At 45.4% G+C, this 18,088-nt stretch carries 18 protein-coding genes; 4 read left to right on the top strand and 14 right to left on the bottom strand.

Translation table 11 applies throughout. From position 1 onward, the window contains the following. Positions 1 to 4 precede the first annotated feature (4 nt). The 5 genes from A3773_RS00960 to A3773_RS00980 are packed head-to-tail and all read right to left on the bottom strand — an operon-like array spanning position 5 to position 2,516. Positions 5 to 241: a rubredoxin gene (locus tag A3773_RS00960; RefSeq protein ID WP_067981806.1), complete on the bottom strand. Its 237-nt coding sequence runs from the start codon at positions 239 to 241 to the stop codon at positions 5 to 7. Beyond that, positions 238 to 1,116 (bottom strand): hydrogenase expression/formation protein, encoded by an 879-nt coding sequence (locus tag A3773_RS00965; RefSeq protein ID WP_067981809.1) that lies wholly within the window; start codon positions 1,114 to 1,116, stop codon positions 238 to 240. Before A3773_RS00965 ends, A3773_RS00960 begins: the two co-directional genes overlap by 4 nt. 12 nt (positions 1,117 to 1,128) lie before the next feature. Further along, positions 1,129 to 1,560, bottom strand: a complete 432-nt coding sequence (locus A3773_RS00970) for a thioredoxin domain-containing protein (RefSeq protein ID WP_067981813.1) — start codon at positions 1,558 to 1,560, stop codon at positions 1,129 to 1,131. Positions 1,561 to 1,572: 12 nt separating this feature from the next. Beyond that, entirely contained in the window at positions 1,573 to 1,878 is a 306-nt protein-coding gene (gene hypC / locus A3773_RS00975) for a HypC/HybG/HupF family hydrogenase formation chaperone (protein ID WP_067981817.1), read from the bottom strand. Continuing rightward, positions 1,878 to 2,516 carry a HyaD/HybD family hydrogenase maturation endopeptidase gene (locus A3773_RS00980; RefSeq protein WP_067981819.1) on the bottom strand — a complete coding sequence of 213 codons (639 nt, stop codon included), beginning with the start codon at positions 2,514 to 2,516 and terminating at the stop codon, positions 1,878 to 1,880. Before A3773_RS00980 ends, hypC begins: the two co-directional genes overlap by 1 nt. A gap of 290 nt (positions 2,517 to 2,806) precedes the next feature. Between A3773_RS00980 and A3773_RS00985 the strand changes: the two genes are divergently transcribed. Then, a complete protein-coding gene (locus A3773_RS00985) occupies positions 2,807 to 3,025 on the top strand; it encodes a hypothetical protein (RefSeq protein WP_067981822.1) in 219 nt (72 codons plus the stop codon). Between the two features lie 99 nt (positions 3,026 to 3,124). Then, positions 3,125 to 4,228, top strand: coding sequence for a phosphoribosylaminoimidazolesuccinocarboxamide synthase (locus tag A3773_RS00990; protein ID WP_067981825.1), 1,104 nt, complete (start codon positions 3,125 to 3,127; stop codon positions 4,226 to 4,228). A 70-nt stretch (positions 4,229 to 4,298) separates the two neighbouring features. Here A3773_RS00990 and A3773_RS00995 read toward each other — a convergent pair whose 3' ends face one another. The 5 genes from A3773_RS00995 to A3773_RS01015 form a co-directional block, all read right to left on the bottom strand. Continuing rightward, positions 4,299 to 6,539: an ABC transporter substrate-binding protein gene (locus A3773_RS00995; protein ID WP_067981828.1), complete on the bottom strand. Its 2,241-nt coding sequence runs from the start codon at positions 6,537 to 6,539 to the stop codon at positions 4,299 to 4,301. A gap of 184 nt (positions 6,540 to 6,723) precedes the next feature. After that, complete coding sequence (locus A3773_RS01000) at positions 6,724 to 8,175, bottom strand: nickel-dependent hydrogenase large subunit (protein ID WP_067981831.1); 1,452 nt, start codon at positions 8,173 to 8,175, stop codon at positions 6,724 to 6,726. A gap of 1 nt (position 8,176) precedes the next feature. Continuing rightward, complete coding sequence (locus A3773_RS01005) at positions 8,177 to 9,172, bottom strand: NADH-quinone oxidoreductase subunit B family protein (protein WP_067981835.1); 996 nt, start codon at positions 9,170 to 9,172, stop codon at positions 8,177 to 8,179. Continuing rightward, complete coding sequence (locus A3773_RS01010; RefSeq protein WP_067981838.1) at positions 9,165 to 10,493, bottom strand: ATP-binding protein; 1,329 nt, start codon at positions 10,491 to 10,493, stop codon at positions 9,165 to 9,167. The genes A3773_RS01005 and A3773_RS01010 overlap by 8 nt, the downstream gene beginning before the upstream one ends. 143 nt (positions 10,494 to 10,636) lie before the next feature. Continuing rightward, entirely contained in the window at positions 10,637 to 10,930 is a 294-nt protein-coding gene (locus A3773_RS01015; RefSeq protein WP_075109447.1) for a c-type cytochrome, read from the bottom strand. A 200-nt stretch (positions 10,931 to 11,130) separates the two neighbouring features. Here A3773_RS01015 and A3773_RS01020 point away from each other — a divergent pair, with 200 nt between their 5' ends. After that, complete coding sequence (locus tag A3773_RS01020; protein WP_197462696.1) at positions 11,131 to 12,762, top strand: EAL domain-containing protein; 1,632 nt, start codon at positions 11,131 to 11,133, stop codon at positions 12,760 to 12,762. 66 nt (positions 12,763 to 12,828) lie between these two features. On the opposite strand, the gene htpG is transcribed toward A3773_RS01020, so the two are convergent. Both htpG and A3773_RS01030 read right to left on the bottom strand, forming a co-directional pair. After that, positions 12,829 to 14,754, bottom strand: a complete 1,926-nt coding sequence (gene htpG, locus A3773_RS01025) for a molecular chaperone HtpG (protein ID WP_067981844.1) — start codon at positions 14,752 to 14,754, stop codon at positions 12,829 to 12,831. Positions 14,755 to 14,875: 121 nt separating this feature from the next. After that, positions 14,876 to 15,589 carry a DUF599 domain-containing protein gene (locus A3773_RS01030; protein WP_067981846.1) on the bottom strand — a complete coding sequence of 238 codons (714 nt, stop codon included), beginning with the start codon at positions 15,587 to 15,589 and terminating at the stop codon, positions 14,876 to 14,878. Between the two features lie 132 nt (positions 15,590 to 15,721). Here A3773_RS01030 and A3773_RS01035 point away from each other — a divergent pair, with 132 nt between their 5' ends. Beyond that, positions 15,722 to 16,042, top strand: coding sequence for a DUF3301 domain-containing protein (locus tag A3773_RS01035; protein WP_067981849.1), 321 nt, complete (start codon positions 15,722 to 15,724; stop codon positions 16,040 to 16,042). A 93-nt stretch (positions 16,043 to 16,135) separates the two neighbouring features. On the opposite strand, the gene A3773_RS01040 is transcribed toward A3773_RS01035, so the two are convergent. Beyond that, complete coding sequence (locus A3773_RS01040; RefSeq protein ID WP_067863684.1) at positions 16,136 to 16,342, bottom strand: cold-shock protein; 207 nt, start codon at positions 16,340 to 16,342, stop codon at positions 16,136 to 16,138. Positions 16,343 to 16,570: 228 nt separating this feature from the next. Next, positions 16,571 to 18,037 (bottom strand): protein adenylyltransferase SelO, encoded by a 1,467-nt coding sequence (locus tag A3773_RS01045; protein ID WP_067981854.1) that lies wholly within the window; start codon positions 18,035 to 18,037, stop codon positions 16,571 to 16,573. Between the last annotated feature and the right edge of the window lie 51 nt (positions 18,038 to 18,088).

Genomic DNA, 18,088 nt, shown 5'->3' on the forward strand with positions numbered 1-18,088 from the left:
AAACCTAGCGATCTAAGACCATGAACTGGTCTTTCTCACCATCACACTCAGGGCAGCGCCAATGCTCGGGCAACTGACTAAAAGGCGTACCCGCAGCGACCTGCCATACATCATCGCCCTCTTGAGGGTCATAGACATGCCAACAGATCTTGCACTCTAAACGGGCATCATCCGCAACCCGGGACTGATCCCCCATATAGCTTCCTTCAAACCCTTGGTAGCGCGTATCCACCGAACTCATACCAACACCTCACGAATCTCTTTAAGGCGCTCAGCGGAGTCATCTAAATCTTCTTGCGCTGCACAGGCCACCAGCGGTATATCTGTCACTTCAAGCGTATCTAAAATCAGTTGATCCGTACTGTTAAAATACTGTACTCGCCACAGCCCTTCCGTTTGCGTTGAAGTAATGCGGCAATTCCCGTAGCCCCGCGAAAGCATAGTGACAGGCCCGGTACCGGTAATCTCTGTCAAAAAGCCATGGTCTTGCGGTGAAAAAGGCAGCAATGATAAGTTAATCACATGCGCAATATCGGACACTTGGCCAACCGCAGCAGCCTCTTTGTATCGGTGTGACGCCTCCTGTATCTCCACCAACACAGACGGCGCGTTTAATACACCTTCGGGCAACGCACCAGCATCAAAAACAAGGGGGCGTTGCGTGCTGAAGGCATGTGTTTTGACCAACGTCGGTATATCTGCAATCTCCATCGCATCGTCGATCAGCGTGCCGGAGGCGTCAAATGCACGAATGCGCCAAACACCAGCCAACACTGTTTCCTGCACCTTAATAACACGCGGGCCAACAATGGCAATACTGACTTCGCCCTCGCCTAAAATCTGATTAATAATGTCCAGATCATGCTCAGCTAACGCCACAAGAGGGATTGTTTGGGCAGTATCACCTACACGGTAGCGATCTAGATTTTCTTGTAATATTTCCAACACCGCCAACGCTTGTGGGCACTCAGCGACAATCTCAGCTTCAGGCAGTATAGGCAGGTCATAACTCGCCATCTCGGACGGCATTTTCATATAGTCTAAGACCATATCGCCTTCATCTTGGCTACCAGGCCCTATAGGAACGTTAACGACAGGAATTCCATTATTTTGCATGATTTAATACCCCTACTGTCCACATGACGTTGAAGATGGATTGACGACAACAGGAATACCTATACCTGGGTCACGCCTAGGTTCTAACCCCAAAATGCTTTGAATCTCTAACCGGTACATATCCCAGTCCTGCACTTTACTAATGCACCCCAAAAATCGCCCCTCTTTCAGAAACACTAAGGTAGGCCACACATTAAAGTTGTAACGCCCCTGCACCTTTTTTTCGAACTCAGTCGACACGACAGCGGGGGTTAGCTGAGAAAAACGGTTTACCAATTCAGGTAAAATGACAGCGACATCATTGCTTTCTGGAAAACGCGCCGGCTGTTCAGTACAAAACAGCACCGAGTATTTATTGGATTTAATAAACGCATCAAAATTATCTGCGTTTAAAAGCGGATAGTTCAACTCATCAACTAAACGATTAATCAGCGGTGAAGCCATAAGTCATTACCTTTAGTTATTATTCTGTAGGTGAGGAGGAAGTGTAGGTTCGTGCTCAATAAGGTCAGAAAACAGCAGGTCGAGGTTCGCCTTATCCCCTCGCATTACGGCATCTACTGCCATTAAAGCATTACGCACCTGTGAAGCCCTTTCTGCCGTTAGCACCTCACGGGCGACGCCCAGAAACACTAACACCCAGGTTCCTTTTTCCTGAGGTCCAATCAACGACAGATCAATGGACTCAATCGACTCATCGCAGACACATTGTGCACGGGTTCCCTCACAGTGCTGCACTAACATAGGACGCCCTAAGCACATTAATCTTGACCTTTTTCAGGGTAGAGAAAACGGGGATCACCTTTACGGCAGGCTTCGCTTTCTGCTGGTCGGCCCTGCTCGTAGCTATGTATTTGCAGTTCCTCTGGGGATAGTTCATTGCAGCCCCCACTACCCGCAATAGGACTAATGCCAAACTGGTTAAGGTAGTTCAGTGCAATCTCCAACGATGGATCGATTTGAGCCCTCACCGGGTCACGTAAACTGCCACCAAAATCCTCTAATTCAACCGGCTGGCAACCAATCAATAATAAGGATTCAGGGTAATCGCCGGTAAATTCGGCCATCGCTAAGACCTCTTGAAAACCCGTCTGATGCAAGCTCATCTGCTTTGCCCCCATAAACTTAGGGACCTCATCATCATAAATAGTTTTCAGGGTGCCTGGCTCAAGTCCATAATCAATAGCATCAAAAACCACAAGCACATCAGCCTGTTGGACATGATGAACCAGGTAAATCCCTTGGGTGCCCCCATCCATCAACTTCACATTATCCGTAAATCGATAACGTGCATTCAGGGCTTCAACACAGCGAACCCCAAACCCTTCATCCGCCCAAAGCACATTTCCGATACCTAAAATAAGTATTCTTTTTTCATTTAATGGCGTTTGATCTTGCATAACTATGTCTCTACCGGTGCCGCGTATTATCGTTATTGTCTTTTTTATCTACTAACAAAATACATGCCAGTACCAGTATCCTTGCTGAAACCTAGACAGGGCACCTGTTACGGGAGGGGTTACAAAACGCTGAATATAGATTGATCGAAAAAAACTATTCCATATATCGGCAAAATTGAAAGGTAAGTTTCCACTATTAAATTTAGAATGGTACTTGATCGAAGATCATACAATGCTGGTATAATTCTCAATTGTTTTTGATTTGTTGTTTCGGAGCAATAACGAGAAATATGACTGAAGATGACTTGATCAGTCGCCTCGCTACATTAACTACTGAGCAACTGGATGCTATACAGGACAGTCTATTAAAGAAGGTTCAGGAAAAGGACGCCAAACGAGAGCGACTTACGAAGCTACCACCGCGAACCTCCAACGACTTGGAAGCGCTCGCAGATATGCAAGACCTGGATTTAAGCTCACTTTTACGCGACGCAAAACGTTATTCATAATGTTTGCACCATAAAACTGATGCTAATTAAACTTGGGCTTTAGTTACAATCAAGCCCCTCATTTACTGATTTCACAGATTATATACAGGACATATATCGATGAGTCTTGCTGATAAAGTATTAGCCGTTAATAACGATCTACCTATTCGTACAGATCAACCGATCCATAGCGGTAAAGTACGCTCTGTTTACTGGTTAACTGAAGCCGATAGTAAACGCCTAATTAAAGAGAAAGGCTATGATGTCGCGGCTGATGCGCCTTTGGCTATTATGGTCATCAGCGACCGTATTTCAGCCTTTGAATGCATCTGGCATGGCGAAGGGGGTATGAACGGTGTACCCGGTAAAGGCGCGGCGTTAAACGCAATCTCTAATCACTGGTTCAAACTCTTCCGAGAGCACGGCCTCGCTGACAGCCACATACTCGATATACCCCACCCTTTTGTGTGGATTGTACAAAAAGCCAAACCCGTGATGATAGAGGCCATCTGCCGCCAATACATTACTGGATCCATGTGGCGTGCTTACGCAAAAGGCGAACGTGAATTTTGCGGTATTGAGATTGCAGACAACCTAAAGAAAGATCAAAAGCTGCCTGAGCTACTCATTACCCCATCGACCAAAGGTATCCTTACCGGTATTCCGGGCGTGCCTGAAGTCGATGATGTCAATATTACACGGGATGATATCCGCAATAACCACGAAGCCTTCAAGTTCCGTAGCCAAGATGATATCGCGCAATACGAAAAGCTGCTTAAAGAAGGCTTTGATGTTATCAGCGATGCACTTGAAAAAATTGATCAGGTATTTGTCGATACTAAATTTGAATTTGGTTATGTGACCGACGCATCGGGTAATGAAAAACTTATCTATATGGATGAAGTAGGAACGCCTGACTCTTCACGTATCTGGGATGGGCCATCGTACCGTGAAGGCAAGGTTGTCGAAAACTCAAAAGAAGTTTTCCGTCAGGAACTGCTTAACTACTTCCCTGACCCCGATATCCTTCTAAATAAAGAGCGCATGGACGAACGTTATGCTTTAGCTAAAGATAACGCCCTGCCTGAAGCACTACTGATGAAAGTATCTGAAACCTATGTGGGCATTGCAGAAAAGATCATTGGTAAGCCGTTAACGCTGTCAGAGAACCCGAAAGCGGAGATTATCGATATTTTACGTAAAGACTACGGTCTAATCGATTAATCGAACGCCGTTCGCATAGCAGCACTACGCTTAAAGCCGAGTAATCCAGTGATTACTCGGTTTTTTTATATTAACTTATACGAACACAGTTTTTGCCTTCGTGCTTCGCCTGATACATCGCCTGATCCGCTCGACTAATCCAGTGTTCAATGCTCTCATCACGCTTATACTGAGCTACACCAAAACTGCATGTTACATCCACCGGTAAACCAAACTTGTACTTACAGATCTCTACTCTGAATTTTTCGGCGATGCGATGCCCTTTATCCAGATCAGTCTCAAGCATTAAAAACAGGAATTCCTCCCCGCCCCAGCGGCCAAAACGATCCGTTTTACGTGACATACCGGCAATAAGTTTAGAGAGACGAACCAGCACTTTATCGCCGACATCATGCCCTAAGCTATCATTAATCTGTTTGAAATTATCAATATCAAAAAAGATAACGGACAGTGACCAATTATGCCGTGCCGCCAGTTCGGTAAACGACTCTAATTCAGAGCGCAGTTTATGACGGCTATAAATACCCGTTAGGGCGTCTTTTTCAGCGATAGTTTTAAGAACTTTACTGTAAGAGAGTATTTGTAAATATCGATACAAACCTGCTAAAGCTAATGCGGCACCGACCCCTAACACAATCCAAATGATGGTGTAATCAACCGTATGTTTGTATTCAACGACCACCCAGCGGTTAACAATGGACTCTTGCTCGTCCGGGGTAATAGACGCAATCGACTTATTGATAATATTTTGCAAATACGGAATATCATTTTTTACTGCAATACTAAAATCCCAACTATCCCGCAGTTCATCGCTGATGGCGATATCGGAGATCTGAAACTCTTTAGCGATATGCGCAATGCTCGCAGCCGCACCGACAAAGCCATCAATCTGCCCCGCCTGAAGCATTCTTAAGCCTTCAACCACATGATCCACACTAATGATTTTCATTTTAGGGTATCGGGTGGCTAGAATCTCATGGAATGCCGACTTATCGATCACCCCCACGGTCATCTCAGCGAGGGGCTTTTTATTCTCATCCGCTTTCACCGCAATCACAGCGGGCACATTTAAATAAGGCTGGGTAAAATCAAGGGACTGGCTACGTTCAATGGTTTGCATCGCACCGGCCAAAAGTTCACAACGGCCATTTTGAATATATTTCAACGATTGCTGCCAAGAAGTTGAGGGCACTATTTCATAATTGAGCCCAATATTACCCATAATCAACTGTATATAATCGGCCACCATCCCTTGATAGCGCCCCTGCCAATAGGATTCAAAAGGATACCAATCAGGATGAATGCAGATTTTTACTTTAGCGTTTTGATCAATATAACGCTGTTCCGCTTGGCTTAAACGATAAAGATTACTCAGGGGGCGATAGATAAAATCAGAAAAGTCGTAACCTAAAAAGATACTCCCTGTAATCAGATACACTTGAGCCATTTCGTTAAATTTATTAATCGAAAGGGTGCCAAAATTACCTTTATCATCAAACGCTAATTTTCTAAGTTCTTCACCCTCATAAATTAACGCCTCTAGGCTTTTGTTCTGAGAGTTATAGCGGTTAAGAATAATCTCAGCGGTTTCATCAATATGCTCAAAAGCATATAACCACCCACGGATAGAGGCACGGTAAAAGCGGTCGGTAACGTCTGGGTTTTGCTCTACATACTCACGAGAGGTAAATAAAATATCAGAGTACATATCAAAGCCATAATCTTTAGGATGTATGATGTTAAACTCTATACCTTGCTGCTCAAGCTGGAAGGGCTCATTCGATACATAGGACGCCATTGCATCCGTTTTGCCATCAATAAGGTCTTGTACATTATAACTGTGTTCTTGCTGGATAAAATTAGACGCGGTGATGCCTGCTTGCAAAAGCATGGCAATAATCTCACCCACTTTCTTCGCATCATCCGTGATCATCACTTGTTTATTTTGCAGATCCGATGAGAGAAGAATATTGGAGTCTTTACGCGTCAAAAGCATCAGAGGCGACTGCTGATACGCCGCAAAAAGCGCAACGACATCTGCGCCCGCATTCTTATCAATTAACAGGGAGGTGCGCGCAATACCAAATTGACTTCGCCCTTGAATAACTTCATCGACTAGGTCTAGTCCAAAATCAAACTCTTGTAACCTAACATCAAGACCTTCTTCAGCATAAAATCCTTTCTCTTTCGCCATGTAATAGCCAGCGAACTGGAACTGATGTTTCCACAACAACCTAACATTAATGGTGTCTTGCGCGGATGCTAGACAACTAAAAAATATAAAAAATGCGCTGACAAGCAGTAACCGCATAGAAAGCCCTTAGAATAAAAAACAATCTCTACATCCCAGTGTAGATCAGGAGTATGAAGCTAGGACGACAATTTAAGACGCAAAATAGATGATAATAACAATTGTGGGCTATTTTTGTATTAGAGCAATAGGAAATAACGATATATTAGTATTACCTGCCTGTTTATTGACATGCACTCAGCCTTTAATGCACCGTGCATACCATGCAGGGATCAAATGAACGTACGATATGTTGTACTGAAACCGGCTCTTTTTCACCGGCAATAACCGGCGCACCCTCCAGCGCCTGCTCTAAAACACCAGGGGTCGCATCCTGATCCCGGGGTGAAAAGTTCCACGTTGTCGGCGCTATAATCTGATAATGACTGATTTTGCCCCCACTGACACTCAACCAATGGCCTAAGCTGCCGCGGGCGGCCTCCACAATGCCAACCCCACTCCCCTCTTTGGGCAGCGCGCCCCGGTAACAAAAATCCCCTTTGGGGTCGATCTGTTTAACCCACTCCTGCATTTGAGGGATGACAATCGCCAACTCTAACATCCGAGCAATAATACGGCTCTCAACATTAGCGCCCCGCTGAGCGACGAGCGCTTCGATAAGCGGGTGCCCATTGATAAACTGTCGAGCTATCGCCCCCACCTCAACCACATGACCATTTAAGCGTGGGGCTTTACACCAGGTATACGCATCAGGGTTATCCAAAGAGGGCTCTGTAACCCCCTCTGTCGGGTGTTGTGGCTCAGCTGGGCCCTGCATCCAAGAATACGCGAGATCTTCTCTAATCATCTCTGGTGCAAGTGCCTGCCGCTCACCGTGAAGGTAAGCGCCCGCTTTAAACAACTTCTCGCCCTGTAAGGCATAATTACCAAAGCTCAGAAACTGATTCGTCCCACGACCTAATTCCGCCAACCCTAAATCATCACTAATATGCAGAAAGGTACGGAAATCACTTTGACGCCAATCCGCTTGATCTCGCCAACGGTTAAGTGCGGCAATGGAGTCTAGCTGCACGATTTCATCTAGATTTGCGCCAAAAAGGTGTTCCTCCAGAAAACGTCTAAATGAACCAATAATAGCCAGCAAGCGGATTCGCTCTTGCGGCTCTATAGGCTTAGCGCTGCCTCCGGGCTGTATACTTAACGTGTGTGGCCACTTTCCTGCCATAATCCCCATCAGGTGTAAAAATTCAGCCCGCGCGGGGAGCATCGCTTGTGCGGCCCGCCCTTGAGTTGCCTTAAAACGCGCATTGACCTCGTTAAACCATGGTTTATCCGCATATACATCACGACAAAAATCAGGCATAAAAAAGAGATAGAAATGGGTTAAAAGGTCTGCCATATTCTCATTAGCTAAAAGTAGGTTGATCGCTAATTCGCCATTGGGCGGCATATCAACCTTCATCAGATCCGCCAAGGCTTTAGCGCACGCAACCGATTGGCTCACCGAACAAATACCACAGATACGCGGCGTGTAAACCAAGGCATCCATTGGGCTTTGCCCCTGCATAATACGCTCAAAGCCACGAAACATAGGCGAGTTAACCTGTGCACTACTGACCTGCCCGTTTTCAATATCCAGTGATACTTCTAAGTCCCCTTCAACACGATTAAAGGGCCCCACTACGATACGGCTCATCTCAATTCTTTCTCTTATGAATAGTCGGAGGGTAGATCAGTTTCTCTGAAGTAGCGTTTTTACGTAAACGCTCAGGCGTTGCGGCTTTAGACAGTGAAGCCAACGCCACGAACCACGCTTTAGGCATATCGGTTGGCAACCCAACAGGAATACCTGCAATTTTAGGGGTTTGTGTAAAGCTATGACCGGGCTCTTCAAATTCGGGGGCGGTACAGTTGATACATGCATAACCCCCCTTAGTACAGGAGCCATCACCGTTCCAAGGTCGGGTATTACAATCAGCGTGGGCTTGTGTCCCCAAACACCCCATATTCTCCATCATGCAGCCTCGATCACCGGGCTGCTCCGCACTGGCTTTGTATTCATAATATTCATTACGGCTACAACCATGGTGGACTAATTGATCCGCATACATACGCGGGCGCCCAAAGAGATCGACCGCATCATGGTTGTGCTCACCCAACGCTAGACTCATTAAGGTTTCTGTCACCCAATTAGGGTGCACGGGACAACCGGATATATTGATTGTTTTAAAGCCGGATTGGGATACATAAGTTTCACCTAACAGCCCTCCGGACACTTCCCCTTCAAATTGCAGTCCCGTTGCATCGGTAATATTATCGCCCGCCGCAGAGATACCGCCATACGCTGCGCATGAACCTACAGCAATGGTATAGTGTGCTTTTTCAGACAGTTCACTGACCCACTCCATCATCGCCTTACCGGTCCCGCCTAACATATGGAAACGTCCAGTACCCATAGGCCCTCGCAAAATAGAGCCTTCGACACAAAGCGCATCCAACCGTGTCTCACCGTCAAGAATACTCTGCAAAATAGCAACAGCTTCTGAGCCGGTCTCTTCGCTTAAAGAGGGGTGCCAAAGAAGATTAATATCAGCCGCGGCCAGTGTTGATAAAAGATCGGGGGACTCTGCATTGAGCAGTGACATTGAACAACCGCCGCACCCAGCAGATTGTAACCATAAAAGGTTAAACAACGGGACTCTCCTCTATAGGCAAGACAAGCAGTGCATGGGCACCACCTGTGGGGTTGTTACTGATCTCAAGTTTGCCACCATGTTCAGACACTATGCCATAACTGATTGATAAACCAAGCCCCGTACCTTGCCCCACCGGCTTTGTGGTAAAAAACGGATCGAACAACCTCGACAGGTTTTCACCGGAGACGCCCGACCCGGTATCAGACACCCGAAATTCGATAGTCCCCGCCACCTGCTCAGCGTTGAGGGTGAGTATTTTCTCATGAGAATCAATCATCGCATCGACGGCATTCTGAATAAGATTGACCACAACCTGATGGATCTGACCGGAGTGTCCAAATGCAAATAACCCATCCGGTACCGTTTCACGTACCTCAACTGGGTGTTTACTTTCCTTAATGATCCAATGCAAGGCCGTGCGAATAACGTGGGTGAGATCGAAGCGTTTTTTTTCTGATTCTTGGGTCGATGAGAACTGGCGTAAATCGTTCACTATCTCCTTAACACGATCGGCTCCCTCCATCGTGCCATCGACCAACGAGTTAAGGTCGCGAATCAGTTTATCCAGACGCAACGCTTCACGCATCGCTTTTAACGATTCTCGCGACTGACCTTCATTGATTGCATCAAAATATAAGCTCAAACGGGCAGTATAGCGCTGTAAAGCATGCATATTGCCGTAGACAAAACTGATCGGATTATTTAACTCATGGGCGACACCCGCGACCAAGCGGCCTAAGGAGGCCATCTTCTCAGACTGAACCAAACGCTCTTGCGCCAGTTTAAGTTCGGCATGGGTATTATTTAATTCGATATAGGCTTTTTGCAGCTCACCCAAAGGACGACCAATCAGCACCATGCCCACCAAACGCCCTCGGCGGTTCTTACGTGGGGAGCAGTTCATCGATAAAGGAACGGGACCATCAACCCCTTTTAACTCAAGTTCACAGTCCCTAACCGGCTGAATACGGATCTGATTTAGGAAGCTGTCGACTTTCTGTAAAAAGCGCGACTCGACAAGGTCAGTGAAACGGGTCCCAATAAGGGATTCTCCCACACTGCCGGTTAAAAATTCGAGCGCCCGATTGACCCGCTGGATATAACCACTGTGGTCACACACAATAAGCACGTCACTCATTGAGCTCTGAATACTATCGAAGAACTGTTTATTCTCCTCTAACTCCAGATTTTTCTCTTCTACTTCAACTTGGTAACGCACCAGATCAGCGTACGCTTCATCCATTTTCTGAATAACGCTTACCCACGCATCTTCCGGCCCGTTATCAAGCGAAGTAGCTAAGTGTTTATCATGCGTCATAAAGGATCAATCAACTCTTCTGTCCATTTATAATGGGCTATATACGCGGGTTAAAACCGGATATGTCTTAGCCACAATGTACCTGTCTAGACATATAATAACCACGCCCCTGTCATAAAAACAGTCGTCCAATAAAACCTCACCTATTGTGCAATCAACCACTCAACGGCGGACGTTAGTGCCGCCTCATCACACTCCATACATGTGCCTTTAGGTGGCATCGCGCCTTTACCCGAGATCACCGTTTGCACCATCGCATCAACGCCCTTTGCAATACGGGGCTGCCATGCGGCCTGATCGCCCGGTTTAGGCGCCTGACCTACGCCCGCAACATGACAACCTTTACAATGCTTAGCATAGGTTACTTGGCCATCCGCGTTTGCATACGTAGCCGATAACAAGAACGCGATGGCAATAGGCCCTAACTGTTTAATCATTACGCTTACCTCAGTTGAACATTTGACTGTTTTTATCGGTGAATGCGCGATAAAAACAACGTGAATCTACACACCAAATACTCAACTATTTGCCTCAGTAAACCATTAACCTATATCAAAAAGTAGCAGTAAATCTATTGACTGGTTATAACTTATGGTAGTTTGTTGCCTAACCCTTCAACAAAATGACGCTGCACCTGATGACATCTTTAACGAACCTACCTAGGTTCAATAAAATATTACCCCATGCCGCCATCGCGCTTTTGATCACGGTCGCTATCACTATCTTTTTTGTCTACCAACAGATTGAAGCGCGTAAACAACTCCAATACAGCCACCTCACACTCAAAGCCCAACAACTCTCCGCATGGTTAGATACTAATTTCAGCATTATCAACAATGTATTAATGGAGGTTGAGCCCTTAACCGCGGATACCTGTGACAGTGAGATGTTGTTTGAACTGCGCAGTTTAATGTTTAACGTAGCCCCGGTTGTAGAAATTGGCATGGTCAATTCTGCGGGCGAACTGATCTGTACCAGCTGGCAACGACATCACAATGCGATCAAAGTGAACCCTCCGCCTGATCAATATGGGCTACGGTTTGTCGGTCCACTCAATGTCGAGTATATGCAACAACCCGCGTTTGTTTTAGCCCGCACATTAAGAGACGGCTCTGAGGTCAATGCCCTTGTGCGTATCCGCTGGCTTAAGAACCAACTAAAGAACTACGCAAGTGAGCTAGGGTTCACCGCATTGATCGATAGTGACACCGGCAATCCGATCGTAACAAATGGCCTCTACAGCCACCCGAAGCCAGCGACTCATCTACCTATCGATTTTGACCTTATTATTCAGGCTTACTTTCAAAACAACCGTGAACAAATTGCCGTTTATAGCCCCTTAACCACCCTACCTAAACTCAGCATTGTGATCAGTGATGAGAAAAGCATTCTGATCGACAACGACGAGCTTATCAGCCCTACCGGATTCCTTGTTCTTTTTATTATCTGGCTTGCCTTAACCGCTGTGGGTTATATGCTCTCTAACTATTTGTCGGACAGTCGGCACCAACTCAAACGCGCATTAAAACGAGATGAGTTCATCAACTACTACCAACCTATTGTGGCTCATCGCGATAAAAAAATAATGGGTGTTGAGGTATTAATGCGCTGGCAACATCCAGTAGAAGGCCTTAAAAGCCCCATTACCTTTATTCCTGAGGCGATAGCCACCGGCTACCTCAATCTCATGACATCGCAGCAGCTCGCTAAATGCTATACAGAGCTAAAGCACTTGATCGACAAAGACCCCGATTTTATCGTGACGATCAATATCTCCGCCTGTCACCTCCTCTCACAGCAAGCGATTACTGAATTCATCCGTTATAAAACACGGATACCGGGGTTAGTACTCGAAGTCACCGAGGATGTGTTGATTGATGAAACCAACGAAAGCATTCAACACGCCTTTATCACCCTAACTCAGGCGGGTATCCATATTGCGATTGACGATTTCGGCACCGGCTATTGTGGACTGAGTTACTTAAGCCAACTCCCCGTCACCTACCTTAAAGCCGATAAAAGCTTTATCGCGGCCATTGGGACCGACGGCATGCATACCCATGTCTTAGAGATGATTGTTGATTTAGCGCAAAAGCTTGAGTTAACCGTTATCGCCGAAGGGGTCGAAACAACTGAACAGCTAGATTATCTCACGCAACTAAAGATCGAACTGCATCAGGGATGGCTCTATAGCAAAGCCTTACCGGCAAAAGTACTGCTCGAACAGATAGAACAGCGAGGCTTTACTCTCTCAATCCCAGCCTCTTAGCACAAAAAAACAGCATAAAAAAAAGCGGCTATAAAAGCCGCTTTTCTATTGTTCTAAGCCTATTACTTATGCGCTTAGTTCCAATAATAGTTTGTTAAGGCGTGCCACATAAGTCGCTGGATCATCCAGCTGAGCACCCGCCGCCAAACCAGCCTGATCAAATAAAACCCATGCGAGATCCGTAAAACGATCTTCATCCGCTTCTTTGTCGAGCTTTTCAATCAATGGATGCTCTGGGTTCACTTCAAACGTTGGCTTACTATCCGGTACGGCTTGTCCAGCAGCTTCCATAATCTGACGCATCTGCAAGCCCATATCCTGTTCACCCAACACAAGGCAGGCAGGAGAATCAGTCAAACGGGTTGTAATACGTACATCAGCAACTTTGTCCGCCAAGCTCGCTTTTAAACGTTCAACTAGACCGGAAAGCTCTTTGGCTGCTTCTTCCTGTACTTTTTTCTCTTCTTCCGTCTGGGCATCATCTAGGTCAAGTTGACCTTTAGTGACATCCTGGAACGCTTTCTCATCGTAATTGTGTAATTGGCTCATCATCCAATCATCAATACGATCAGTCATCAGCAACACTTCGATGCCTTTCTTACGGAAGATCTCTAAGTGCGGGCTATTTTTCGCCGTGTTGTAGTTATCAGCAACCACAAAGTAGATCTTATCCTGACCTTCTGGCATACGTGAGATGTAATCATCCAACGATACATTCTGCTCTTCACTACCCGTATGAGTAGATGAGAAACGCATCAGCTTAAGAATTTTCTCACGGTTAGCGTAATCTTCTGCAGGCCCTTCTTTCAGTACCTGACCAAACTCTTTCCAGAAAGAAGCATACTTCTCTGGATCATTTTTACCCAGTTTAATCAACATATCTAAGACGCGCTTAGTTAACGCTGAACGTAATTTATCAACATTAGCGTCTTTCTGAAGAATTTCACGGGACACGTTAAGCGAAAGGTCTTTCGTATCAATAACACCTTTCATGAAACGTAGGTAAAGCGGTAGGAACTCATCCGCCTGATCCATAATAAAGACACGCTGCACATAGAGTTTTAAACCCCGTGGTGCTTCACGGTTCCATAGATCATAAGGTGCGCGTTCAGGAACAAACAGCAAGCTGGTGTATTCCATATTACCTTCAACACGGTTATGGGCCCATGTTAACGGGTTACCAAAGTCGTGGGAGATATGCTTATAAAACTCTTGGTACTCTTCGTCAGTAATGTCAGATTTACTGCGCGTCCACAACGCCGTAGCGCTGTTAACTGTTTCATCTTCCAACTCAACCGCTTTATCTTTTTCCTCTTCGCCCTCTTCATCAAACGTAGGCGTCGCTTCTTTCTGCATAACAACAGGAATAGAGATATGGTCAGAGTATTTACGCACCAGCCCGCGTAAAGCAAAACCATCGGCAAAGCTCTCTTCACCCTCTTTAAGGTGCAAGACGATACGCGTACCGCGTCCCTCTTTCTCTACATCACCAATGCTAAATTCGCCTTCACCTTCAGAGACCCAGTGCACACCTTCAGCCGCAGGTAAGCCCGCTTTACGTGTAAACACTTCAACTTGGTCAGCAACAATAAACGAAGAGTAAAAGCCAACACCAAACTGACCGATCAATTGGCTATCTTTTGATTGATCGCCGGTCAACTGAGAAAGAAACTGAGAGGTACCTGATTTAGCAATCGTACCTAAATGCTCAATCACTTCATCACGGCTCATACCGATGCCGTTATCTTCGATCGTTAAGGTTTTTGCTTCTTTATCAAAACTGATGCTGATTTTAAGATCACCATCATTTTCATACAGAGATCCATTTGATAATGCTTCAAAGCGCAACTTTTCAGCCGCATCTGACGCATTAGAGATCAGTTCACGAAGGAAGATATCCTTATTTGAATAGAGGGAGTGGATCATCAAATGAAGCAACTGCTTCACTTCTGTCTGAAAACCATGAGTTTCTGTACGAGTTTCGGTAGTCATTAACACTTATCCAATATATCGATTATTACAAGAAACAGTGCTTTGCTGATAAACAACAAAGCAACCTATAAAAACAATATTGGGACGTGAGAAATCATTTCAAGCGTCAGACCCAGCTTTTTTAATCACCGGCACTCATCATTAACGTTTTTAAGGTCGATGATTTAAATTCCCGTCGATAAAGCACATAAACAACACCCGTGCTCAATGCCATGAATATCCACGGATTAATGAACCAACCAAGAATCGCTAAACAGAAATAGTACGTACGTAAGCCGACATTAAAATTGTTTGCTGCCATCGACGTCATTTTTGCAATTCGATTGGCATGGGCTTCTGTTTGTTGCTCAGAAACATGCTCTTCCGGTAACGGCGCACCACCCACCATAATGGACACAAAACCGTATTGACGAAGACTCCACGTAAACTTAAAAAAGGCATAGACGAATAACGTGATCATAAGCAATATTTTAAGTTCCCACTCACCGCTGGTCGCTTTCGCCGCAAAAGGGATATCGGAAACCACATCAATAACCTGCTGAGTGGAGCCCAGCACGGTCATTAAACCGGCTAAAATCAGCATCGTTGTGGATGCAAAAAAAGAAACGCCTCGCTCAAGGTTTGCAATCGCCGTGGTATCGGCAATACGCACTTCACGGGTGAGCATCCGCAACATCCACTCTTTACGATAAAGGTGCAGTAGGCTGGCAAGACAAGGCGTGTCATAGCTTTTTAGACGCGCATAAAACATGTAGCCTTTAAAACAGACTAAAAACCAAACTAAGGCGAGAAGATTGAGCCAACTTTCTTGAATAAACTGGTAAAGCGATACCATCAGTGAAGCCTCAATATAAAATTAATCGTGCAATGTAATACAACTCATTGTAAAACAAGTAAGAATCAAAAGAAGCTATGATTTTTATTTGATCTAACTTTCGTTACACACGCACTGCGGAAACGAGCAATAATGTATATAGATATCCAAGCACTCATCGTCGTCACCTTATTCGCCTACCTTTTTTATCATTGGTGGCAATCACAAAAGGTCAAAGAAGTCGCATTAAACCGCATTCGAAAACAGTGTAAAGAGTTAGAGCTGCAACTACTCGACGATAATATTAACCTCAGTGCCTTTTGGTTAAAACGGGCGCCTGATGGCAAAATAAGAATCTGGCGCTCTTATAACTTTGAATTTTCCTCCACGGGCGAGGAAAGGTATAAAGGACAGGTGATAACGTTAGGTTATACCGTCACCGATGTTCATCTAGATCCGCATATTCTGCACTAGCCCGCAGGGCTAACTATTACGTTGAACATAAATTTCAGGCATAAAAAAAGCAAGACCGAAGCCTTGCTTTTTTTTACTAGAACGTACTAAGAATTAGATCTTAGTGATGTTCTCAGCCTGTGGGCCTTTCTGGCCTTGAGTTACAGTGAACTCAACTTTCTGACCTTCAGCCAAAGTTTTGAAGCCGTCGCCTTGGATCGCAGAGAAATGAGCGAAAACGTCTGGGCCGTTTTCCTGCTCGATGAAACCAAAACCTTTCTCTTCGTTAAACCATTTAACTGTACCAGTAGTAGACATAATAGTAGTCCTATTCTTTCAGAGTAATTTTTTTTTTGCCTCATATGAGGCGGATTGTGCTGGAAGTGTTGCGATTACTTATGAAAAACAGGACGAGGTACTGATAAGACTTCGTAATGGTGTGCATAAATATACGTCTTACTTTCAAGCGACTTCCATTCTATAAAGCTTATTAAGCTCTGGTCAACGAAAAAAAACGCTTTTATTCAATAAATTTGCAATTAATTTAATTTATGACGAACAGGTCAATGAAATCCCCCCTGCCCAGGTCGGTGGCGCGGTAGAATAACGGCTAAATTCACTACTTTCGTCCATAGGCGTACGCAGTAACATCAGTAAATCATGGACTAAGGTAAAGTCCCCTGCCGTTGCCGCGCGGATCGCTTCTTCGGCCATGTAATTACGTAAGATATACTCAGGATTAACCGCACGCATCTGGGCACGGCGTATAGGAAAGCTAGCGACCTCTAACTCAAGTCGCTGTTCATACGCTAATAGCCACTCACTTAACCCTGAGGGCACTTGCGTTAAGGTCATTAAGGCAGCAACCGCTTCATCTGATCCATCAAAATCCGATAGGCAACGGAAAAAACGGTTCATATCAACAGAATAAAGCGCAAACAGTTTAAGCAATGACATGACTAACTCCTCATCGCCTTCATTTTGCAGCTGTAAGCCTAAACGTTTCCTAAACTCAGCTAGCTCTGCCTGTTTATATTGCTCAGCATAGTGATCTAATACCGCCACCACATCATCGCGCTCAATTAATGGCAATAACGCTTGGCCTAAACAGGAGAGATTCCATTGAATAATCGAGGGTTGGTTCGCAAAGGCATAACGACCTTGATGATCATTACCATTCGCAACAAGATCCGGCTTATAACTATCCATAAACGTATAAGGGCCGTAATCGAAGGTCTCCCCGATCAGCGACATATTATCGGTGTTAAGCACCGCATGAACAAAACCATAAGCCTGCCACTTAGCGACTAATGCGGCACTGCGTTTAACCACCTCACTATACATGGCGAGGTAGGGTTTTTCGGCGGCTAAGCATTCAGGAAAATAGCGTTCTAAACAGTAATCCGCCAAGACCTTAAGTGCATCATGCTGGCGGGTATAGTAAAGGTGTTCAAAATGGCCAAAACGAATATGACATGGGGTGACACGTAAAACCGTTGCGCAGGGCTCCATCATCCCATCACGCATCGCGAGTTCCTCACTTCCCACCAGCGCCAACGCACGGGTAGTCGGGATACCTAACCCATGCATCGCTTCACTAATAAGATATTCACGAATACTCGAACGCAGCACCGCACGGCCATCACCAAAACGGGAAAACGCGGTTTTACCCGCCCCTTTCAGATGCAGGTCCCAACGCTCACCCTTTTTATTTACCACTTCGCCTAATAACAAACCGCGGCCATCACCCAGTTCTGGGTTATACACGCCAAACTGATGTCCGGTATATTTCATGGCCAAAGGCTCACTACCTGGCAGTAAGGCTTCTCCGCCTAAATAACGGGCGATAACAGAAGGGTCGACCGCGCAGGGATCAATATCCAATAACCGGGCCACATCTGGATTAAATCCAATTAAGAACGGATTTTTTAACGGGGTAGGATGAAGCCGCTGATAAAAATTTTCAGGTAAACTAAGGTAACTGTTATCAAAATTAAGTGTTTTCAGCGTTGCCATTGAATGATCATCCTACATAATAACGTGCCTTTACCCTATCATTTTAGTCAG

The sequence above is a fragment of the Neptuniibacter pectenicola genome, from assembly GCF_001597735.1.
GTDB lineage: Bacteria > Pseudomonadota > Gammaproteobacteria > Pseudomonadales > Balneatricaceae > Neptuniibacter > Neptuniibacter pectenicola.

Bases quoted from the DNA above. Each gene is read 5' to 3' on its own strand.
- A3773_RS00960 (WP_067981806.1), bottom strand. From the start codon at position 241: ATGAGTTCGGTGGATACGCGCTACCAAGGGTTTGAAGGAAGCTATATG.
- A3773_RS00965 (WP_067981809.1), bottom strand. From the start codon at position 1,116: ATGCAAAATAATGGAATTCCTGTCGTTAACGTTCCTATAGGGCCTGGT.
- A3773_RS00970 (WP_067981813.1), bottom strand. From the start codon at position 1,560: ATGGCTTCACCGCTGATTAATCGTTTAGTTGATGAGTTGAACTATCCG.
- hypC (WP_067981817.1), bottom strand. From the start codon at position 1,878: ATGTGCTTAGGGCGTCCTATGTTAGTGCAGCACTGTGAGGGAACCCGT.
- A3773_RS00980 (WP_067981819.1), bottom strand. From the start codon at position 2,516: ATGCAAGATCAAACGCCATTAAATGAAAAAAGAATACTTATTTTAGGT.
- A3773_RS00985 (WP_067981822.1), top strand. From the start codon at position 2,807: ATGACTGAAGATGACTTGATCAGTCGCCTCGCTACATTAACTACTGAG.
- A3773_RS00990 (WP_067981825.1), top strand. From the start codon at position 3,125: ATGAGTCTTGCTGATAAAGTATTAGCCGTTAATAACGATCTACCTATT.
- A3773_RS00995 (WP_067981828.1), bottom strand. From the start codon at position 6,539: ATGCGGTTACTGCTTGTCAGCGCATTTTTTATATTTTTTAGTTGTCTA.
- A3773_RS01000 (WP_067981831.1), bottom strand. From the start codon at position 8,175: ATGAGCCGTATCGTAGTGGGGCCCTTTAATCGTGTTGAAGGGGACTTA.
- A3773_RS01010 (WP_067981838.1), bottom strand. From the start codon at position 10,493: ATGACGCATGATAAACACTTAGCTACTTCGCTTGATAACGGGCCGGAA.
- A3773_RS01015 (WP_075109447.1), bottom strand. From the start codon at position 10,930: ATGATTAAACAGTTAGGGCCTATTGCCATCGCGTTCTTGTTATCGGCT.
- A3773_RS01020 (WP_197462696.1), top strand. From the start codon at position 11,131: ATGACATCTTTAACGAACCTACCTAGGTTCAATAAAATATTACCCCAT.
- htpG (WP_067981844.1), bottom strand. From the start codon at position 14,754: ATGACTACCGAAACTCGTACAGAAACTCATGGTTTTCAGACAGAAGTG.
- A3773_RS01030 (WP_067981846.1), bottom strand. From the start codon at position 15,589: ATGGTATCGCTTTACCAGTTTATTCAAGAAAGTTGGCTCAATCTTCTC.
- A3773_RS01035 (WP_067981849.1), top strand. From the start codon at position 15,722: ATGTATATAGATATCCAAGCACTCATCGTCGTCACCTTATTCGCCTAC.
- A3773_RS01045 (WP_067981854.1), bottom strand. From the start codon at position 18,037: ATGGCAACGCTGAAAACACTTAATTTTGATAACAGTTACCTTAGTTTA.